Origin of the sequence: uncultured Tateyamaria sp., from assembly GCF_947496075.1 — a bacterium.
In the GTDB taxonomy this organism is placed as follows: domain Bacteria; phylum Pseudomonadota; class Alphaproteobacteria; order Rhodobacterales; family Rhodobacteraceae; genus Tateyamaria.
On record NZ_CANMBJ010000001.1, the window covers coordinates 31,804 to 52,297 of the forward strand.

16 protein-coding genes and 1 tRNA gene are annotated in these 20,494 nt (G+C 59.0%); 4 read left to right on the forward strand and 13 right to left on the reverse strand.

Features of this window, described 5'->3' with window-relative positions; genetic code table 11:
* Positions 1–3: 3 nt before the first annotated feature.
* Positions 4–633, reverse strand: a complete 630-nt coding sequence (locus Q1A51_RS00155; RefSeq protein WP_299605541.1) for a helix-turn-helix domain-containing protein — start codon at positions 631–633, stop codon at positions 4–6.
* 144 nt (positions 634–777) lie between these two features.
* Between Q1A51_RS00155 and Q1A51_RS00160 the strand changes: the two genes are divergently transcribed.
* A complete protein-coding gene (locus tag Q1A51_RS00160) occupies positions 778–1,758 on the forward strand; it encodes a GlxA family transcriptional regulator (RefSeq protein ID WP_299605544.1) in 981 nt (326 codons plus the stop codon).
* Here Q1A51_RS00160 and Q1A51_RS00165 read toward each other — a convergent pair.
* The 4 genes from Q1A51_RS00165 to Q1A51_RS00180 are packed head-to-tail and all read right to left on the reverse strand — an operon-like array spanning position 1,755 to position 6,792.
* A complete protein-coding gene (locus Q1A51_RS00165) occupies positions 1,755–2,321 on the reverse strand; it encodes a sarcosine oxidase subunit gamma (protein WP_299605547.1) in 567 nt (188 codons plus the stop codon). The genes Q1A51_RS00160 and Q1A51_RS00165 overlap by 4 nt on opposite strands.
* A complete protein-coding gene (locus Q1A51_RS00170; RefSeq protein ID WP_299605549.1) occupies positions 2,314–5,259 on the reverse strand; it encodes a sarcosine oxidase subunit alpha family protein in 2,946 nt (981 codons plus the stop codon). The genes Q1A51_RS00165 and Q1A51_RS00170 overlap by 8 nt, the downstream gene beginning before the upstream one ends.
* Complete coding sequence (locus Q1A51_RS00175; RefSeq protein WP_299605551.1) at positions 5,256–5,528, reverse strand: sarcosine oxidase subunit delta; 273 nt, start codon at positions 5,526–5,528, stop codon at positions 5,256–5,258. Before Q1A51_RS00175 ends, Q1A51_RS00170 begins: the two co-directional genes overlap by 4 nt.
* A gap of 13 nt (positions 5,529–5,541) precedes the next feature.
* Positions 5,542–6,792, reverse strand: coding sequence for a sarcosine oxidase subunit beta family protein (locus tag Q1A51_RS00180; protein ID WP_299605554.1), 1,251 nt, complete (start codon positions 6,790–6,792; stop codon positions 5,542–5,544).
* Between the two features lie 284 nt (positions 6,793–7,076).
* Between Q1A51_RS00180 and Q1A51_RS00185 the strand changes: the two genes are divergently transcribed.
* From Q1A51_RS00185 to Q1A51_RS00195, 3 genes are all read left to right on the forward strand, one after another.
* Positions 7,077–8,018, forward strand: a complete 942-nt coding sequence (locus Q1A51_RS00185) for an ABC transporter substrate-binding protein (protein WP_299605557.1) — start codon at positions 7,077–7,079, stop codon at positions 8,016–8,018.
* Between the two features lie 100 nt (positions 8,019–8,118).
* Complete coding sequence (locus tag Q1A51_RS00190) at positions 8,119–9,135, forward strand: glycine betaine/L-proline ABC transporter ATP-binding protein (protein WP_299196318.1); 1,017 nt, start codon at positions 8,119–8,121, stop codon at positions 9,133–9,135.
* Positions 9,135–11,123 carry an ABC transporter permease subunit gene (locus Q1A51_RS00195; RefSeq protein WP_299605560.1) on the forward strand — a complete coding sequence of 663 codons (1,989 nt, stop codon included), beginning with the start codon at positions 9,135–9,137 and terminating at the stop codon, positions 11,121–11,123. Before Q1A51_RS00190 ends, Q1A51_RS00195 begins: the two co-directional genes overlap by 1 nt.
* Before the next feature lie 675 nt (positions 11,124–11,798).
* Here Q1A51_RS00195 and Q1A51_RS00200 read toward each other — a convergent pair.
* From Q1A51_RS00200 to Q1A51_RS00235, 8 genes are all read right to left on the reverse strand, one after another.
* Positions 11,799–11,888 (reverse strand) — tRNA-Ser (locus tag Q1A51_RS00200).
* 58 nt (positions 11,889–11,946) lie between these two features.
* Positions 11,947–12,666, reverse strand: a complete 720-nt coding sequence (locus Q1A51_RS00205) for an alanyl-tRNA editing protein (protein WP_299605563.1) — start codon at positions 12,664–12,666, stop codon at positions 11,947–11,949.
* Positions 12,663–15,068, reverse strand: a complete 2,406-nt coding sequence (locus Q1A51_RS00210) for a DUF3772 domain-containing protein (RefSeq protein WP_299605566.1) — start codon at positions 15,066–15,068, stop codon at positions 12,663–12,665. Before Q1A51_RS00210 ends, Q1A51_RS00205 begins: the two co-directional genes overlap by 4 nt.
* Positions 15,068–16,102 carry a cysteine synthase A gene (locus tag Q1A51_RS00215; RefSeq protein ID WP_299605569.1) on the reverse strand — a complete coding sequence of 345 codons (1,035 nt, stop codon included), beginning with the start codon at positions 16,100–16,102 and terminating at the stop codon, positions 15,068–15,070. Before Q1A51_RS00215 ends, Q1A51_RS00210 begins: the two co-directional genes overlap by 1 nt.
* 68 nt (positions 16,103–16,170) lie before the next feature.
* On the reverse strand, positions 16,171–17,280 hold the full coding sequence (locus Q1A51_RS00220; protein WP_299605572.1) for an NUDIX domain-containing protein: 1,110 nt from the start codon (positions 17,278–17,280) through the stop codon (positions 16,171–16,173).
* A 4-nt stretch (positions 17,281–17,284) separates the two neighbouring features.
* Entirely contained in the window at positions 17,285–17,725 is a 441-nt protein-coding gene (locus Q1A51_RS00225; RefSeq protein ID WP_299605574.1) for a TrgA family protein, read from the reverse strand.
* A gap of 18 nt (positions 17,726–17,743) precedes the next feature.
* A complete protein-coding gene (locus tag Q1A51_RS00230; protein ID WP_299605577.1) occupies positions 17,744–18,952 on the reverse strand; it encodes a cyclopropane-fatty-acyl-phospholipid synthase family protein in 1,209 nt (402 codons plus the stop codon).
* Between the two features lie 75 nt (positions 18,953–19,027).
* Positions 19,028–20,443, reverse strand: coding sequence for a deoxyribodipyrimidine photo-lyase (locus Q1A51_RS00235; protein WP_299605579.1), 1,416 nt, complete (start codon positions 20,441–20,443; stop codon positions 19,028–19,030).
* Positions 20,444–20,494: the final 51 nt, after the last annotated feature.

Sequence of the window (20,494 nt, forward strand, 5' to 3'; positions counted from 1 at the left end):
TCCTCAGGCGTTTTGCGGATAGCTGATGACCGACAGATAGCGGGCTGGAAGCGTGACCAGCTTTTCCGGCCCGTGCGGTGCGTCGGCATCAAAGAACAGTGTGTCACCCGGCTTGAGCGGATAGACCTCGTCACCGTGGCGATAATCCACTTCGCCTTCGAGCATGTAGATGGTCTCGATCCCGCCGTGCTGGAAGGTCGGGAACACGTCCGATTCAGCTGTCAGCGTGATCAGATATGGTTCAACAATCACGCCAGAGGCGTTCGACCCGATATGGCCGAGCAAGTTGTACTGGTGGTTCGCGCGCGTGCCTTCGCGGTCGATGGACACCCCTTCGCCGGACTTTGTATGAACCGCTTGGCGGCTTTCCTCGAACCGACGGAAAAAGCTGGTCAGCGGTACCGACAGCGCGTTGGCCAAAAGTTGCAGCGTCGTCAGGGACGGAGAGGTATTGCCATTCTCGATCTTGGACAGCATCCCGATCGACAGACCGGTGATCTGTGCCAGTTCGGCCACGGTAATTTCCTGCTGACGTCGAAACACCCGGACTTCGCGCCCGATGGCAACCTCCAGCACTTTTTCGCGTTCGCCGTCGCGTGTGCTGTGTGGGTCTTGAGTAAGCTTGCTGACCATTTCCGCGTCATTTTTCTCTATGTTCACGCCGTCCGCTTTCTAGGCAGCCCAGTGCCACTAAACAATTCCATTTTGCGCCTATAGTTGAGTATCATAGGCCGATTTTTTCCCGAGAGAACACAAAAGTTGAATGACAGTGAAATAATGCAGATCGGTTTTCTGATCTTTCCGGGTTTTCCGATGGCATGTCTGACATCCATCATCGAACCTCTGCGCGCTGCGAACGAGATTGTGGGCGCCGCTGTTTTTGACTGGCATGTCATTTCCGAAACCGGTGCCCCAACCACATCCAGCGCGCGCGTCGTCTTTGAACCGGAAGCAAAGCTGGCCGATGTATCGGACTTAGACATCCTGTTTGTTCTGGGCGCGCCGAACAGCGTTTTTGAGGCGCCGAAGTCGGGCAATGCGACGTTGCGCAGGCTGGATCGGCATGGCGTGGTTTTAGGAGCGATCAGCGGCGGCGTGTTCCCGTTGGTCCGCGCGGGCGTCATGACCGGTTATCGGTGTTCGGTCCATTGGTGCTATGAGGCGGCGTTTCGCAGCGCGTTTCCCGACATCGAGATGACGGATGATGTCATCAGCATGAATGGACGCCGGTACACGGTGTCGGGTGCGGCATCTGCCTTTGATCTGGCTTTGCGGTTGATCGAGGATCGGTTGGGGGCAGACGTCGCGTATGAGGTGGCCTGCTGGTTTCAGCACGCCACCATGCGGGGCGAAGGGGTGCAACAACGCATTCCGATGCGCCCAAGCGCGGCGCCTGATTTGCCGAACCTTGTCGCAGACGCGGTCGCGTTGTTTGCCGAACATATCGAGCATCCGATTTCTGTCGCTGAGGTCGCGCGGGCCGTGGATGTGACCCCGCGCCAGGTGGAACGCGCTTTCAAACGGGCGACGGGGCAGAGCCCGACGCATTATTATCGTGGCATGCGGATGAAGGCCGCGCGTCAGCTTGTGCTGTATTCCAAACAGAATATGCAAAGCATCGCGCAGGCTGTTGGCTACACCTCTGCCACGCCGCTGATAGCCCACTACCGCGTTGCGTTTGGTGTCAGTCCGCAAGAGGATCGCAAGCAGATCAACTCGTTCCGTGTGCAGGGCAATGTGCCGCTGCCACCGGCCTAAAGTGCAGCGACCATTGCCGTTGTGATCGCGTGATGCAACGACCCGGCAGAGGCGCGCGGGCCGATGATGCGGACGGATTGGCGCGCGTCGGTACGGATCACAAAACAGCCCAAATGGTGGATACCAGTGCGCGTGGCGTGGCCAGTGTCAAAGCCGGTCAGGTCAATGTTGCACAAGAGTTCAAGCACAGCATTGACGCGCGGACCCATCAGGTCAAAGCAGGTCCATGCGTCGGTCTGTTCGGTGACGGATGCCGTGTTGGAAAAATGGGATTTGACGTGGACAGCGATATCTTCGTGCGTGTCGAAGTCGGCGCTGAGCATCCACTGGTCCGGCCCCGCCCAAAGAGCCGCATAGTCCCTGCCAATGGCTGCGCGACCGGGTTCCGGCACCGTAGCACCCAACAGGCTCTTGAGTTTTTTTGCACACGCGCTTTCCTGCCCGAGCCGCGCGGCAACAGAGGCGAGCGCGACGTTTGGGACTTCGGTGAGAGTCACGTCGCCGACAGTGTCCACGCGTGGCGTCGTGCCGCCGAGGGCGGTGATTGGGGTCAGATCATGCACGAACGCGTTCTCCTTCCGGGTCGACAAAATGGGCGGAGACCACTTCGACCTCGACAGTTAGGTCTGTCACGGGCGAGACGAGGCGCAGTGTTTCGCCGGTGCGGTTACCGCCGTCCTTGAGGAACCCCAGCCCGATCATGCAACCTAGCGTTGGCGAGAATGCCGCAGAGGTCACATAGCCCTGGTCATGGGCCGCATCGACGGGTCCTGTTGCGTTCATCAAGTGGCCGCCCGCTGTCACCTTGTCGTCCGCCCTGACCGGACGCAGACCGATCTGCATCAGCGCCTTGGCTTCGTTCAGACCGGGCCGTTCCGACAGTTTCGACCCAATGCTGTCCTTGGCCTTGGACACCATGCGGCCCATGCCGAGGTTCAGCGCAGTGGTTGTGCCGTTAAGCTCATTGCCCGCCGCGTGCCCCTTTTCGATGCGCATGACCCCCAGCGCTTCGGTGCCGTAAGGCGTGACGTCGTACTCCTCGCCCTCGGCCATCAGCTTGCGCATGAGCGCATCGCCGTAGCGGGCTGGGACTGCGATCTCAAAAGCCAGTTCGCCTGAGAACGAAATCCGGAAAAGCCGAGCCCGCAAGCCCCCGCAGACTGTGATGTTGCCACAGGCCATGAAGGGGAATCCTTCGTTCGAAATGTCGTGGTCTGGGTCAACGATCCGTTGCAGCAGGCGGCGCGAATTGGGGCCTGCGACCGCGTATTGCGCCCACGCCTCGGTGGTGGAGATCAGTTGCACGTCCGCATCAGGCATCAGGCATTGGCGCACGAATTCCATATGTTGATACACCTTGGCCGCGTTGGCGGTCGTGGTCGTGACCACGAATTGATCCTCGGCCAACCGTGCCGCCGTGCCGTCGTCCATGGCGACACCGTCCTCGCGCAACATGAGGCCGTAGCGTGTTTTGCCCACCGCCAGTTTGGCAAAGCCGTTGCAATAGACCTTATTCAGGAAGGTGGCGGCGTCGGTGCCCTGCACATCAATCTTGCCCAACGTGGTGCAGTCGCACACCCCGACCGAGGCGCGGGTGGCGGTGACCTCGCGGTCCACCGATTGCCGCCAGTGCGTCTCGCCCGGCAGCGGGAACCACTGCGCGCGCAACCAGTTGCCAACTTCGACAAAGACCGCCCCACGTTCCTCGGCCCAGTAGTGCGAAGGCGTGAGGCGGGTCGGGTGAAACTCCTTGCCGCGCATCCGGCCCGCCAGCGTGCCGATGGCTGTGGGTGTATAGGGTGGCCGGAAGATCGTTGTGCCAACCTCGGGAATCGGCTTGCCGGCCAGCTCGGCCATAATGGCGAGCCCGCCCATGTTGGACGTCTTGCCCTGATCGGTGGCCATGCCCAGCGTTGTGTAGCGCTTGAGGTGCTCGACCGAACGGAAGCCCTCCTGGTGGCTCAGCTTGACGTCCTTGACGGTCACGTCGTTCTGCTGGTCAAGCCATGCGCGAGAGCAGCCTTCGACATACCAGAACGGGGTCTGGATGACGGGGCTATCTTTGGCGTCCGGCACAGCGGGGGCGCGGCCCTTGAGGCCAAGCGCCTTGCGGGCGGCGTCCGCCCCGGATTTCAGAGCGCCGTGTGTTGAAAAAATGCCCTGCGCGGCCCCTGCAACCACCATGCCGGGCGGCAATGTGCCGCCGGGAACGAAAGCGGCAAGGTCGTCGTCCCAAGTGGGGCGTCCACGTTGGTGGCAGGTCAGGTGCACGTTGGGGTTCCAGCCGCCGGACACGCCCAAGGCGCCGCATTCGATTGTACGGGTGCTGCCGTCGGCGCACGCGACCTCGACAAAGGTGAGGCCCAGACGACCCTTGGTGTCGGTCACATGCGCCCCTTGCAGCACTTCATAATCCAGGGCGCGCGGCGCGTCGGGGCGGGTATCGATCACACCCGCAATCTTGACGCCCTTGGCGTGCAGGTCTTGCGCGGTGCGGTGCCCATCATCGTTGTTCGTGAAAATAGCGACACGCTGGGCCGGAGTCGCTGCCCAGCGGTTGGCATAGGCACGCAGGGATGCGGCCAGCATGATGCCCGGGCGGTCGTTGTTGTCAAAGGCGATGGGCCGTTCCGTTGCCCCGGCACAGAGCAGAGTTTGCTTGGCATAGATGCGCCAGAGGATCTGGCGGGGTTTGCCCCTAGGTGCTTTGGCAAGGTGGTCGCTGATCCGCTCAACCGCGCCGTAGATACCGTGATCGAATGCGCCGATCACCGTAGTGCGTGCCATCAAACGGACATTGGGTAGAGATGCCAACTCAGCGACTGTTTGCGCTGCCCAATCGGCGCCTGCCATGTCCGAGATGGCGAGCGTCTCGGCATTCAGACGGCCTCCCATGCGGAAATCCTCATCCGCAAGGATCACATGCGCGCCCGTGCGCCCCGCGGTCAGGGCCGCGTTCAGCCCGGCGGGACCCGCGCCGATGATCAGCAGATCGCAGTGACGAAAGCCTTTGTCATATTCATCGGGGTCCGCCTGCATCGACAATGACCCCAAACCTGCTGCCTTGCGGATGATCGGCTCGTACAGCTTTTCCCAAAACGCGGCGGGCCACATGAAGGTCTTGTAGTAAAAGCCAGCTGTCAGGAAGTTCGAGAACCGGTCGTTGATCGCCATGGCGTCGAAGGCAAGGCTGGGCCAGCGGTTCTGAGATTTGGCCGACAGCCCATCGAACAGTTCTGCCGTGGTGGCGCGGGTGTTGGGTTCCTGCCGTGCGCCACTGCGCAATTCCACAATCGCGTTGGGTTCTTCCGACCCGGCGGTCAGGGGGCCGCGTGGGCGGTGATATTTGAAGGACCGTCCCATGAGGCGGACGTTGTTTGCCAACAGCGCCGAGGCGAGCGTGTCGCCGAGGTGGCCGGAATAGTTTTTGCCGTCGAAGGTGAAGCTGAGCGTCGTGTCGCGGTCCAGTTGCCCCCCCGCGAGCCTGTTTTTCTGAGTCATGTCTGTGCCCTCGGTTTGCGGGCCAGTTCAACGGCTGAAATCTCGTGCGTGGTCGTGTCGCGTGTGACGATCAGGATCGACCGGTCGCCGCCTTCGTGGAACCACAACTCGCGGTGCACGCCTGCCGGGTTGTCGCGGAGGTAGGCGTAGCCGTGCCAATCTTCAGCGCTGGCCGTTTCGGGATCGGGGCGATTCATCAATTCGGCGGCACCAAGATAGACAAACTCAGCGCTGTCGCGGGGGCCAAGCAAGGGATGGTTGATGATCATGTCGCGCAGCCCCTCAATGCAAGTTGGGCTGATTGCCCATCCCTTTTTCGTCGATCATATGACCGGTGCGGAACCGATCGAAGCGATATGCGGTGGCTGTCTCGTGCGGCTCGTCTCGCGCCAGCAGATGCGCAAAGGCATAGCCAGAAGCAGGTGTCGCTTTGAACCCGCCGTAACACCAGCCGCCGTTGAAATAGAGCCCGGCGATGTGGGTTCGGTCGATGATGGGCGAGCCGTCCATGCTCATGTCCATGATACCGCCCCACATCCTCAAGAGGCGCGCACGCCCGATCATCGGCATGATGGCCATGCCGCCTTCGCACACGTCCTCGACCACAGGCAGATTGCCGCGTTGGGCGTAGGAGTTGTAGCCATCAATATCGCCGCCAAAGACCAGCCCGCCCTTGTCAGATTGCGAGACGTAGAAATGCCCGGCCCCAAAGGTGATCACGCCCGGCAGAACGGGCTTCAGCCCTTCGGAGACAAAGGCTTGCAGCACGTGGGATTCAATTGGCAACCGCATCCCGGCCTTGGCCATCAACCGATTTGAGTTGCCCGCGACCGCACAGCCGACGCGGCCTGCGCCGATGAACCCCTTGGATGTTTCAACGCCAAGGCACTTTCCATTTTCGATACGAAAGCCGGTGACTTCGCAGTTCTGGATGATGTCGACACCGCGGCTGTCTGCGGCGCGGGCATAGCCCCATGCGACCGCGTCGTGGCGCACGGTGCCACCGCGCCGCTGGGCCAGACCGCCCTTTATCGGGAAACGTGCGTCGTCGAAGTTGAGAAACGGGTATTCCTGCCTGATCTGGGCCTCTGACAGCAACTCGGCATCGGCGCCGTTCAGGATCATGGCGTTGCCGCGCCGGATGAACGCATCGCGCTGCGCGTCCGAGTGGATCAGGTTCATGATGCCGCGCTGCGATACCATGGCGTTATAGTTCAGATCCTGCTCCAGCCCCTCCCACAACTTGAGGGAAAACTCGTAGAACGGCTCATTTCCGTCGAGCAGGTAGTTCGAGCGGATGATGGTGGTGTTGCGGCCGACATTGCCGCCGCCAATCCAGCCCTTTTCGATCACGGCGACACGCTGCTGGCCGTAGACCGATGCGAGGTAGTGGGCTGTGGCCAGCCCATGGCCGCCGCCGCCGATGATGACGATGTCGTAGTGCGCCTGCGGCTCGGGATCACGCCATGCCGGTTTCCAGCCTTTGTGGCCGGTCAGCGCCTCTTTTATCACCTTGAAACCAGAATAACGCATGGAATCGGACCCCCTGCCTTACTCCTACGTGAGTTTTCGTGGAAAAATGAGTTTGAGATGCGACACGCAACATCTGAAATCGGACATTCTGCACAGATTTACCGCCTTTGCGCGCATCACAAAATCATCTCAGCAAGAAAAAAACTTGCTTGATAGGAAAATAATGCAAGAGTGTTGGCACCAAGAAATGGCGCATGTCCGGATTCGAATTCGGACCCTGCACAATGAAGCCATTCGTGATGATCAAGCCGCGACACAGCGGTACACCACTAGGGAGACTATCAATGAACAAGTTTACAACTGCTTTGACGGCGGGCGTTCTTGCCTTTGCGCCAATGGCGCTTCTGGCCGAAGACAGCAGCGATCCGATCGTGATCCCCATCCACAACTGGTCATCACAGATCGTGATGAGCCACGTGGTCGGCCAGATCTTTGAGTCGATGGGCAATAACGTCGAATTTGTCACCACTGACAGCCAGGCCGTGTATGAATCGGTCCGCTTGGGCGATGTGACGCTGGAGCTGGAAGTGTGGGAAGGTGCATTTGGCGCGTCTTTCCGTGCGGCTTTGGAAAAGGGCGGTCTGCATGACGCCGGAGATCACGATGCTGTCACGCGCGAAGACTGGTGGTATCCGATGTGGACCAAGGATGCCTGCCCGGGCCTGCCCAGCTGGGAAGCGCTGAACGACTGCGCGGCACTGTTTGCAACGGCCGAGACTGGCGACAAGGGCCGGTATCTGGATGGGCCGGTTGACTGGCTCAAGCACGGGCAGGAACGCGTTGAAGCGCTTGGCATGGACTTTGTCGTTGTGAACGCAGGCTCCGCTGCCGCCCTCTGGGCCGAAATCGGCGCCGCTGAAGCGGACAAGCGCCCCGTCGTGGTGTTCAACTGGACGCCCAACTTTGCCGAAGCCGTCTGGCCCGGTGAGTTTGTCGAGTTCCCCACATGGGTCGATGGTTGCGACAAGGACCCCGCCGTGGGACCGAACAAGGACGCACTTTACGATTGCGGAAACCCTGCTGACGGTTACCTGAAAAAGGCCGCGTGGGATGGCATGAAAGACAAGTGGCCAGCGGCCTATGACGTGCTGACCAAGATCTCTTTCACCAACCCGCAGATCGCTGAAATGGCGCGTCTCGTAGACGTTGAAGAGATGGAGCCGGAAGAGGCAGCCGCCGAATGGCTGGAAGCCAACCCGGACGTCTGGCAGGGCTGGGCCTCGTAAGGTCGTCAGACTTTGTTGAGACCTTGCGCCCGTCCGGGGTTAAACTCCGGGCGGGCGTTTTGAACACCGGCGCCCAGTCCGGTGAGGAGAGAGCATAAAAATGACCGCCGACACCGTGATTTCCTGCAAAAGCGCGTGGAAGATCTTTGGGCCTGATCCCAAGAGATATCTGAAGTCCATGCCCGCCGGGCACAGCTTCGACGACATCCAGGCCGATGGCTATATTGCCGGGGTCAAGGATGTGTCGATCGACGTCAACCGGGGCGAGATGCTGGTCATTATGGGCTTGTCGGGATCTGGCAAGTCGACACTGGTGCGCTGTTTCTCGCGTCTGCATGACATCACCGGCGGGACGATCACCGTCGAAGGGCAGGACTTGATGTCCCTGTCCGAAAAAGAACTGATTGAACTGCGTCGCAGCAAGATGGGCATGGTGTTCCAATCCTTTGGCCTGCTGCCGCACCGTACCGTGCTAGAGAATGTGGCCTTTCCGCTCGAGATGCGCGGACAGGATAAACACACGCGCCGCGAACGTGCCCTCGAAGTGATCAAGCTGGTGGGCCTTGAAGGGCGTGAAGAGTATTTCCCGCGCGAGCTTTCGGGCGGACAACAGCAGCGTGTGGGCATTGCCCGCAGTCTCGCCATCGAACCGGATATCTGGTTTCTGGACGAGCCATTCTCTGCGCTTGATCCGCTGATCAGACGCGAGATGCAGGACGAATTCCTGCGCTTGCAGGGATTGCTGGGCAAAACCATCGTGTTCATCACCCACGATTTTGACGAGGCGCTGCGCCTTGCCGACCGGATCGCCATCATGAAGGACGGCGCGATCGAGCAATGCGACACGCCCGACCAGATCGTGCTGAGCCCCGCCACAGAATATGTGCGCAAGTTCACCGAGGAAATCGACAAGGCGCGGGTCGTCCACGCTGGTGTCCTGGCCCAAGAGGGCATGACAGGCGAAGGTGACCCGGTGGACGCGACGGCATCTGTTCAGGACCTTGCCCGATTGCTGGTGCAAGATACCCGCGCCATCATTCCTGTCGCCAAAAGCGGTCAAGTGATTGGTGGGATGGACCGCGCGGCGGCACTGGAAATCTTGTTGGAGGCCAGCTGATGGCCGATATCACAAGCGGGCTGAAATCAGACACCTCCGGCGTCGCGCAATGGACGCGGGGCAAATGGGTCTCTGTATTTTTGATCGCAGCCGTTCTTTTGACCATCCTGCGCTATGGCGGGCTTTTGCCGGAAGCGCTTCATCGCATCCCTGACGCGGTGATCCCGCCCTTTGCCAGTTGGCTGGACGTGTTTTTCAATTTTGTGAAGGACGATTTAGGCCTTTTGGCCCTCACCCGCACATTGACAGAAGGGTTGGAATGGCTGCTGGACGCGACTGCCAACCTGATGTTCGGCAAGCGTCGATGGCCCAATCTTGGCCCGATCCCGTGGACCGCCGTTGCGGGCGTGGCTGCCGTGATTGGCTACTATCTGGGCGGCTGGCGCATGGCTACGCTGGGTGCGGGCACGTTTATCTGGACCGCTCTGATCGGGCAGTGGAAAATCGCAATGGAAACCATGTCGGTGCTGATGGTCGCGGCGCCGTTGGCGTTCTTTATCGGCCTCGGCCTCGGTATCCTTGCGTGGAAATACGCAACCGTGAACCGGGCCATCAAGCCGATCCTGTCGGTGCTGCAAACGCTGCCCTTCTTCACTTACCTGCTGCCCGCTGTCATATTCTTCAAGGTCGGCCCAACCGCCGGGGCCGTGGCGACGACAATCTACGCCATCCCACCCATGATCCTGATGACAACGCTGGGCCTGCAAAAGGTGCCGTCCGAAGTGGTCGAAGCGGGTAACATGAGTGGCTGCACCAAGTGGCAGCTTCTGCGCCATGTCTATCTTCCATCCGCCCGGACCGAGATCCTAGTGGGCGTGAACCAGGTCATCATGCTGTGCCTGGCGATGGTGGTGCTGACCGCCTTTATCGGGATGCCCGGCCTTGGTGCCAAGCTGCTGGCGATGATGGGCAGTTTCAAGCTGGGACGCTCGTTCGAGATTGGCGTGACGATCGTATTGCTGGCGGTGATGCTGGACCGGATGTCAAAGGCATGGGTCGTCAAGCAACCCGAGCACTTTGAACGCGACACGCCATGGTGGCGTCGGCATATCTACCTGCTGACGGGCATTGCTGTTTTTGTGTTCTTCTGCATCGCGGCACAATTCGTGCAAGTGTTTGCCGAAATCGGGCGCAAGCAGAACTTTAGCCAAGGCAAAGAGATCGATACGGCGATAAAGGCGTTTCTTGCGTTCGATCCAGTGCAGAACACAACACAGTCAATAAGGTATGTTCTCAATGTCTGGATCCTGAACCCATTTCGCGACTTCCTTTTGTCGATCCCGACGCCCGCCTTTATCATGCTGGTGGTGGCCTTTGCGCTGTCTCTTGGGGGCAAACGCCCCGCCATCTATGCCGCGATCTTCTTTGGCCTTGTCGCGCTTTCTGGGTGGTGGGACCGGTCGGTGATCACGCTCTATTCCGTCATTTCGGCCGTCATGCTGGCATTGTTGATCGGCGTGCCGTTGGGCATCGCCGCTGCCCGCTCGGAAAAATGGTCACGCCGGGTGCTTCTGGCCTGTGATACGGCGCAGACATTCCCAAGCTTCATCTACCTGATCCCGGCCATCATGCTGTTCGGCATCACGGCGACATCGGTTGTAATGTCGATCCTGATCTTTGCGATGGTTCCACTGACCCGCTACACGATTGAAGGGCTGCGGACTGTACCCCCCGAGATGACGGAAGCCGCCGACATGGCAGGCGCCACACGCATGCAAAAACTGCTGAAAGTGCAGTTGCCTTTAGCGTTGCCGACGATGGCCGTGGGGTTCAACCAGGCCATTATGTTTGCGTTTTTCATGGTCATTATCGCGGCCTTTATCGGCACCCAGGATTTGGGGCAGGAATTGCAACGCACTCTGGCAGGTACGGATCTGGGTAAGAACTTTGTTCTGGGGATTTGCGTGTCGCTCATGGCGCTGACATTCGATCTGACGATCATGAAATGGGCGACAGATCGAAAGAAAGCGCTGGGCTTGCCTGACTGAGACAGATCCGTCAGATCAAAGCGAGGGGAACAACGGTTCTTCTGCGCCTAAGTAAAGGCCGTCCTAGAGACGAGCGAGAGACGCGGCTAACGCGTCTACAAACTTTGCCCCCATCGGAAAGAACGTCGTGCTCAGCGGTTAAGCAAACTTATTATGTACTTCGCGTGGATACCGGATGACGCGCTTGGCGTCCAAATCAAGGTGTTTGAGACGTAGGGGAGTTGCTGCCCCAATCCGTACGCCTGTTGGTATCAGCAATGCGATCAACGCCCTGTCGCTTTTGTTGACTGGTGCCATCAGGCATGGCGTCGAAAGCTTTATGGATAACGTCAACCACAGGGATCGGGCGCGGGGTTGAGATCCTCGCAATCCGCGCGCCCTTCAAGGGCTGTTTGAGATAGACCCGCTCATTGTGCCCTAGATCGCGTTTAGACCCACGCAACCCAATGAGCCAGTGGAAGAACTCACACACAACACGCAGCGTATCTTGGCGCCTCGAATGGCCGCTACCGGGTTCTCTCCTGACCTGAGACCTTTCGATTTCCCTACCACTCAATACGTACAAACGGCATCAATCGGAAGAAACCCAGAAAACGCAAGCTTTGCCAAAGTCCCTAGAAACAAAGATCAAAGCCAATTTGAGCGACGTGGGGGAAACCCTGGAAAAAGGTTGGGTGGCGGACAGGAAGGGATTCGAACCCTCGAGACGGTCTCCCGCCTACGCACTTTCCAGGCGCGCGCCTTCGACCACTCGGCCACCTGTCCACCGCCGTCTCTATCCAATTCGGGTATGGGGATGCAAGCAGGTTAAGTACTAAATTTTTCAGCCGTCCAGATGCAGGTAAACACGGCGGTTCATCCGCCCCTTCTTTTCGATCTTGCCGATGCGCAGCGCGCCGATCTCGCCCGTCCGCGCAACGTGCGTGCCGCCGCAGGGCTGCAGGTCGACCGTTGCGTCGCCTTCACCGATGCGAACCAGGCGGATCTCGCTTGCCCCGCGCGGTGGTTGCACCGACAACGTCTTGACCATGCTCGGATTGGCATCCAGTTCCGCTTCATTGATCCACTCGGCACGCACCCGCATGTCGCTGGTCACGTGACTGTTCAATACGTCTTGAAGGCCTTCACGGTCGTCCGGCGCGTCGGCCATGTCAAAATCCAGCCGCCCGCGCCCGGCCCCGACCGACCCTCCAGTCACACCAAAAGGCAGCGCTACAGACAGCAAGTGAAGCGCTGTGTGCACACGCATATGGGCGTAACGGCGCTCCCAATCGAGGCTTTGCATGACGGTCGCACCAAGGCCGGGCAACGCACGTGGCTCGGCCGGGACAAGAATGATGCTGTCACCGTCCCCCTTGATCGCGGTCGCGATATTCAACGCCCCGCCGTCCCAGTTGAGCGCTCCGCTATCGCCCGGCTGTCCACCGCCTGTCGGATAAAAGATGCTCTGATCCAAGATAATCCCGCCCTCGGGCGTGTGACCTGTCACGACACCGCTGGCATCGCGCGCATAGGCGTCGTCGCGGAACAAAGGCGTTGTCATCTGCCATCTCCATCTTCGCCCGGCATATCCGGGTCCATATCGCTTTCTTCCAGATGCGCTTTGGTCGGCGGCGCAGATGGGGGCGTTTTTACTTTGGGACCGGCCTGCAACACCTCGGGATTGCGTAGCCAAACATCCCGCTGGGCAAAGGGTATCTCGATCCCCTCTTCTTCGAACCGGGCAGCGATCTGGTGGTTAATCTCGTTCTTGACGGCCAACATCCAGTTCACATCGCGCAGAATGATACGGATTTCGAAATCAAGGCTGTCGGCGCCAAACCCCATGAACAAGACAGCCGGGGGTGGATTGGCCAGGGCCATGGGATGCGCATCGGCAATCTCTTTCAGTACGGCCTCGACCCGGCGGGTGTCAGTACCGTAGGCCACACCGACCGGAATGATCACACGCCCCACCGTGTTGCCGCGCGTGTAGTTCGTGACAGTACCGGAAATAAGGTCCGCGTTCGGAACAATGACGTCCGTCCGATCAAAGGTTTCGATCCGCGTGGACCGGACAGAGATCGAGCGGACATAACCCATCTGTCCACCCACTTCGATCCAATCGCCCTCTGATATTGGGCGTTCGATCAAAAGGATGATGCCCGACACAAAGTTCGACACGATGGTTTGCAGGCCAAAACCGATACCAACGGACAAGGCCCCGGCGACGATGGCCAGACTGGACAAATCAATACCGGCTGCAGTGATCGCAAACAGGGCAGCCAGAAAAATGCCGACATAGCCAAGACCAGATACAATCGCGACCTGACCGCCTGGGTCGATCCGCGTTTTGGGCAGGACTGACACCTTGAGTGCATTTTGTACGGCGCGCGTGATCAGGTACCCGACCGTGAAGACGATGAGGAGTGTAAAGAAACTGCCCGGCGAAATGGTCATGTCGCCGATGGTCAGTCCCGATCGAATGGTCGCCCACACCTCTGTCAGATCGGTGACACGTGCGCCCCAGATCAGGGATAGCGGGATGATCGCCAACAGAACGACCACAAAGCCAAGCAAAGTCGGCACAAGACTGTCTCGGGCGCCATCACCCGGTCGCAACGTGGCATAGGTATCGCGGATAACACCTTGCAACAGAACCACCATACCGATCAGCGCAAGCGTGAGGATCATGGGATAGGTCAGGAACTTGGCAGCCGCCCCGAACCCAAGTGCTGCCAGAATTGGGGCAACAAGCCCCACCAGGATAACCAACCGACCAACACTGGCGATAATACGGTCACCATATGGGACTTCCTGGTCCGCATCTTCCGCCGCATCGCGCACGCGGCGGCGCAGCAGCCAGCCCAGGCGCGTCAGCATCAGACAGGCCAGAACGATCAGCGGGAAGTTCAGAACCGCATCCGAACCCGCATCGTAACGATCGAAGTCAGAAAACTCTGCCAGAAGGATATAAAGTGCCAAGACAATGCCAAGAGTAACGGCATATATGCGCCCTTCGGCCCGACGACGCGCTGGCACCGTAAATGATACGCGCAGCGCTTCGTCCTTGGGAAACAGTCGGCTGGCGAGCCAGCGGGCAAAGAAAAGGACCAGCCCAACAACTTCCAGACTATCCAGCAGCAGGTCACCGCGCGGGCCAAAAAGCTGCGTGGCGCGTACCGCGCGCACAAATGCCACCAGCCCCAGCATTGGGAAAAGGATTTGCCCAAGGGACACGATGAAGCCGGCCACCCGGGCACCCGACCGCGTATCGGATCTTTGAATACGTACGGCCAGCAACTCTGACCAATACCGCGACCGCGCCAGAAGCACGACGCCAACAACCAGCAAGACGGCGATCAGCGGCAGGTTATCCCTGGCATTCGAGCGGCGGGACGGATTGTGCCATGCTTGCCGCACACCAGCGACTACAGCAATCATCGTATCCTGCGCATGGCGCATCGCACCGGGCCAGTTGGCTGGATTGACCGGCCATGGTCCCATGTTTAGCAGCGCATCGGTTTGGCGCTGGCGCAGGATATCATCAATCTCGGTAATAACCCCGTTGGCGCGACTGAACGCTTCCTCGGCGGTCCGTCGCGGCGTGCTGAGCCGTTCAAGCTGTGCGTTCAGTTCAGCGCGGCGATCCGCAATCTCTGTTGCCTCGTCCTGACCGTCCTCTGGGGCCGGACCAAGGGCTGCAATCTGATCGCGCAGGGTTTGCAAGCGGCTGTCATTGGCACTCAGTTGGTTTTGAAACTGCTGCCGCCATCCGGCGACCTCTGCCCTCAGTATTTCAAATGCCTGGTCCGAGGCGCGGGCGGCTTCGACAGCCTGTTCCGCCCGGGTCGCCGTGTTTTGCCACCGGTCGTAGTCTGGTCCGTCAGCTTGCGCGACTGCCAGCGTTGCCAGCAGCGCCAGACAAACAGACAGAACCGCAGCGCGTAGCCACGTCAGGCCCATCATACATCCTCAAAAACGCCGGGAATACTTGAAGGACCTTGCTCAAGCCATTGTGGCACCGGCAATTCTTTCTCCCGCAAAAAATCCGGATTGAACAGTTTGGACTGATAGCGTGTTCCAAAGTCACACAGGATCGTCACGATGGTGTGGCCCGGCCCCATATCCTTGGCCATACGAATGGCACCAGCGACATTCACACCAGAGGACGCACCAAGGCACAGCCCCTCATGTTCTAGTAGATCAAAGACAATGGGCAGCGCTTCGGCGTCCGAAACGTTGTAGTTGAAATCAGGCGTCAGCCCCTCAAGATTCTTGGTGATGCGCACCTGCCCGATCCCTTCAGCAATCGAACTGCCCTCCATCGCGATCTCGCCGGTGGTGTAGTAGCTGAACAGGCCCGCGCCATCGGGGTCTGCCAAACCTATTTTGACGCCCTTCGGCTGCAAGACCTCGGCCACCCCTGCCAGCGTACCGCCGGAGCCGACTGCGCAAATGAAGCCATCCACCTTGCCATCTGTCTGTTCCCAGATCTCCGGCCCGGTGGTGTCGACATGGGCCTTACGGTTGGCAACATTGTCGAACTGGTTGGCCCAGATGGCACCATTCGGTTCCGTCTTTGCCAGCTCCTCGGCCAAACGACCGGAGTAGCGTACAAAGTTGTTCGGATTGCGGTATGGCGCCGCGGGCACCTGCACCAGCTCTGCACCTGCCAACCGCAGCATATCCTTTTTTTCCTGGCTCTGCGTTTCGGGGATGACGATGACGGTTTTGAACCCCATCGACGCACCAACCAGCGCAAGGCCAATGCCAGTATTGCCTGCCGTGCCTTCGACAATCGTGCCGCCCGGGCGCAGTTCGCCGCTGGCCACTGCTTCCTGGATGATGGACAGGGCCGCCCGGTCCTTGACCGATTGGCCAGGGTTCATGAACTCGGCCTTGCCCAGAATCGTGCAGCCGGTCTCTTCGCTGGCGCGGCGCAGCTTGATCAGTGGCGTGTTTCCAATGGCCGAGGCCAGATCAGGCGCGTAACGCATGGGCGAGTTCCTTTTGTCATTCACGAAAGGTGTAGCTGTGGTATCCGACGACCTCAAGCCGCGTTGGGTCACACAGCGGCGCGCAAACGCGCACGGTGGCGGGCCAACCAGTAGGTGAGCAACGCTAGGGGCGCATTGGCAACCCGGCGATCATCGGCCATCTCAAGCAGATCTACAAAAGACAACAGGTGGCTGCGGATGTTTTCGCCTTCGTCTTCCTGACCACCAATACCGGCACTGTCATCGGGCAAATCGCAGATCCCGACAAACAGATGAAAGAAGTCAGTCGCTGCACCGGGCGAGGCATAACACTCGCCAGCAGGTTCAAGCAGGCGAAACTCAAGCCCCGCTTCCTCGGCCCCTTCCCTCCGCGCGGCTTCTTCCGCGGTTTCGCCAGGATCAATCAATCCGGCAACAGGTTCCATCTGCCATTGTACCGGGTCGTTCCGGCCGATTGGACCCAGACGGATCTGTTCCACCAGCAAAACCCGATCCCGTACCGGATCATAAGGCAATACGATCGCAGCATCGGACGAGATAAATACGGCGCGCTCGATCTGGTCAGACATGTCACCGCCAAAAGTCTCATGGCGCAGCGCCACCTCATCCATGGCAAAGAAATTCGTGTGGGCCCGCGTGTGCGACATGATATCCACGCGCCCATCCAGAACCCCCTGCCCGTGTCGGCCCGATTGCGCCAGTACCTTGCTCCAGGCCCGCGCGCGTATACGCGGAAACCGGCGGGCCACCTCTTTGGCATCCAGTTTGCCAAAGCCATCCATAACCTCATCGGCGGCCCAGACGGTCATTGCGCCCCAGCGCTCTTGCCACGCGGAAAAGTCCCAGACATCGTCAATGGATGAAACCGTTTGACCCGGAACATAGACATCCGCGGCCTCGCCAGAGGTCAGCGTAACGGCGCGCAACTCGTAATCAAAACCACCCTCATAGTAGTTCAACCGTGCGAAATCCTCGGTCGAAAGGCCGCGCACAATGATACCTGCTGTTTCAGCGTTGGCACGTTGACGCAGAACCGGGTAGTGCCCTTCCCGCTCGGACAATGCGATGTAGTCACGCAAGGATGCAGGGGCCAAATCGATGCTGTCGGCGCTGCGCCCCAGAACGCGCTCAAGCAGCGGCACGTGCTGCAACGTGCCATAGCAAAACAGACTGTTCATTGCCTCACCGCCAGGTGCGCCACGCATATTCGGTCAAGATACCGGTGATCACACCCCCGATCAGCAATGTCGCCCAGATGGAAACCGTGCTCATCAAAATCGCCCACTCTGAACCAATCTGAAAAATAGCCAGCAAGGCCTCAAACGCGCCATCATACCGGTTCTTCATGGCGATACGCACCATCTCGTTGCAGGACTGAACAAACAAGGCCCAGAACACCATGACAATCGGACCAGTAAGCCCGACATTGACAGCCGATGTGAGCCCACGCCCCGCGCGCGAGCCGATCACCTTCCAGCCGGTGACAGCCCCCACTACGATATTCACGTAGGTAAACCAGCCAAAGTTCGTGTCTTCCTCGAACAACGGCATGATCATGCCCGACACGATAAAGGCCAATAGCCCAAGGCCCAAAGCGGCCACTAACTTGGCTGCGTCAGGCATATTTTTGGTCTTTCATGGCTATCCAGGTCGTTTGATCGTGATCTGCGTTACGTCGCAGTTGGCACTTTCAAAGGTCGCCGCGCAAGAGGTGAGGTAAAAATTCCACATTCTGCGAAACCGGTCATCAAATCCCATATCGGCAATCTGGTCCCACCTCTGGTTGAACGCCTCATGCCAGCGTCTGAGTGAGATGTTGTAGCTTTGGCCAAACTCAATGGATGTCTCGACGCCCAGACCTGCCTTGATGATCTGCTGACGCAGAACAGATGGGCTGGGAAGCATACCACCCGGGAAAATGTACTTCTGGATAAAGTCGACGCCACGTTTGTAAACCTTCCAACGGCGGTCCTGCACGGTGATGATCTGCAACGTGGCATTCTTACCGGGTTTCAAGCGCTGTTTGACCGTCTCAAAGTAGATGGGCCAGTACTTCTCTCCAACCGCCTCGAACATCTCGATCGAGGCGATGCCGTCATAAGTGCCACGCTCATCCCGATAGTCCTGCAGCTTGAAATCTACAACATCGGAAAGTCCTGCTTTTTCAATGCGATCTTGTGCATACTTAAACTGTTCTTCACTGATGGTCAGACCTGTGACCTTCAATCCGCGTTCCTTGGCCGCATATTCGGCGAACCCGCCCCAACCGCACCCGATCTCAAGGATATGATCCCCAGGCTGCGCCCCCATCTGGTCTACCATGCTGGCATATTTCGCGATCTGCGCAGCCTCATGGCTTTCCTGCCCCGTCTCAAACAGGGCTGATGAATATGTCATCGTGTCATCCAGCCAAAGGCCATAGAACTCGTTGCCAAGGTCATAGTGATAGCTGATGTTCTTGAGCGCTTGTTCGCGATGATTGCGCTGCAGCCAAAAGCGAAACTTCTCGAACCGGCGCACCAGACCCATGCCGGGGAACCCGTCATAGATGTCGTCGTTGTCCGCATGGACCCAATCCATAAAGGATTGCAGATCTGGCGTGCTCCACCACTCGTCAAGGTAAGCATCGCAAAAACCCAAGTCACCCTCACGGATCAGCCGGGCAAACAGGTCATCGTTGTGGATATGCACCTCTGCCACCGGACCGGGGTTTGGTCCCTCGGCCCGAAAGTGGCGACCGTCCGGCAGGATGAAATCCACCCGGCCATTGTTCATCCCCTGAGCCATGCTGAAAACACGGGCGAAATAGCGTGGCAAGCCCGTTTGGCCGTCAGTCGTAGTAAGGATCATACACGCTCCCCGTTCGTGTTTTTGTCAAGTTAGCTTGACACATTGAGCCGCGCAACCATGCGCACGCGGTTGTCATCAGAAATTACGGTTTTCATAAGCACTTAGCGCCCGTTTCCGCCCCTCATCCGCTGGTACAATCGGGCCGGGATAGATGTCATTCGGCGACAGATTCCAAGACCGCGGGATCGCGTCGAAATATGACAGCGCCTCCGGCGCCGGATTGCGCCGGCCTTCGGCAATCCACCGGCTGACATAGTCGCGGTTCTTGTCGAACTTATCCAGTTGGGTCACCGGGTTGAACACGCGGAAATACGGCGTCGCATCGGGGCCTGATCCCGCTGACCACTGCCACCCCATCGCATTGCTTGCCGGATCCCAGTCAATCAGGCAGTCATCAAACCATTGCTGACCGATCCGCCAATGCGTCATCAGATGCTTGCATAGATAGGATGCCACGATCATGCGGCCCCGGTTGTGCATGCGGCCTGTTACGTACATCTCGCGCATCGCGGCATCGACAAACTGAATACCGGTTCGCCCCTGTTTCCAAGCGAGGACCTCTGCGGTTTCGCCTTCGTTCCAAGGAAACCCGTCCCAGTGTTCTTTCCAGTTGCGATCCAGAATATGGGGGGTGTGATGCATCAGGTGGTACGCGAACTCACGCCATACCAGTTCCTTCAAGAATACTTCTGCCCCTGCCTTGCCTTCATGAAGCGCCCGCATGCCTGCATGCCAACACTGGTGCGGGCTAATTTCACCCAAAGCCAGGTTTTCCGACAGGTTCGATGTGCGGTCTTCGGCCGGGATATCCCGGCCCTCGACGTAACCGGCGACTTTGGTTTCGATAAAATCGCCAAGCCGTGACTGTGCCGCGGTTTCGCCAAGCCGCACATGAGGGCGGACAACGCCTGCCCCGCGGTTCATAGCTGCGCCAAGAGCCCAGTCACCCAACACCTCGCTCTCAAGCCAGCTTTCAGGCGCTGGAATGCGCCCCGGCAGAGACAACGGCGCATCAACTTCCCGGTCCTTCACTGATCGCCAGAACGGTGTGTAGACCTTGTAGAAGCCGCCAGTCTTTGTCTCCGCCGTCCATGGCTCGAACATCAGATGGCCACCGAAACTGCGCGCTTCAATGCTCTGATCTTTCAAGGCAGCTTTGATTGCTGTATCGCGCTCCACAGCTTGCGGATCGTAAAGGCGCGACCAATGAACCGCCCCTGCTCCAGTCTCGGCGATCAGCTTTTGCAAAACGTCCAAAGCATCGCCCGAGCGGAAGATCAATCTGCTGCCTTTGTCGGCCAAAGACTGGGCAAGATGTTCAACGCCCAAGCCCCAACGCCATTTTGGCGCAGCGCCCAGATCATCCACACTGGCGTCACGTATCACGACCGGAATGACGGGCCGATTGCTGTCACAGGCGGCTTTCAAAGCCGGATGATCGCTCAACCGCAGATCGCGGCGAAACCATATGATGATCGGTGTGCTGCTCAACGCCCCGTTCCCTTTTCTTACCGAGGCTTACGTAGCACGCGCGCCGATGGA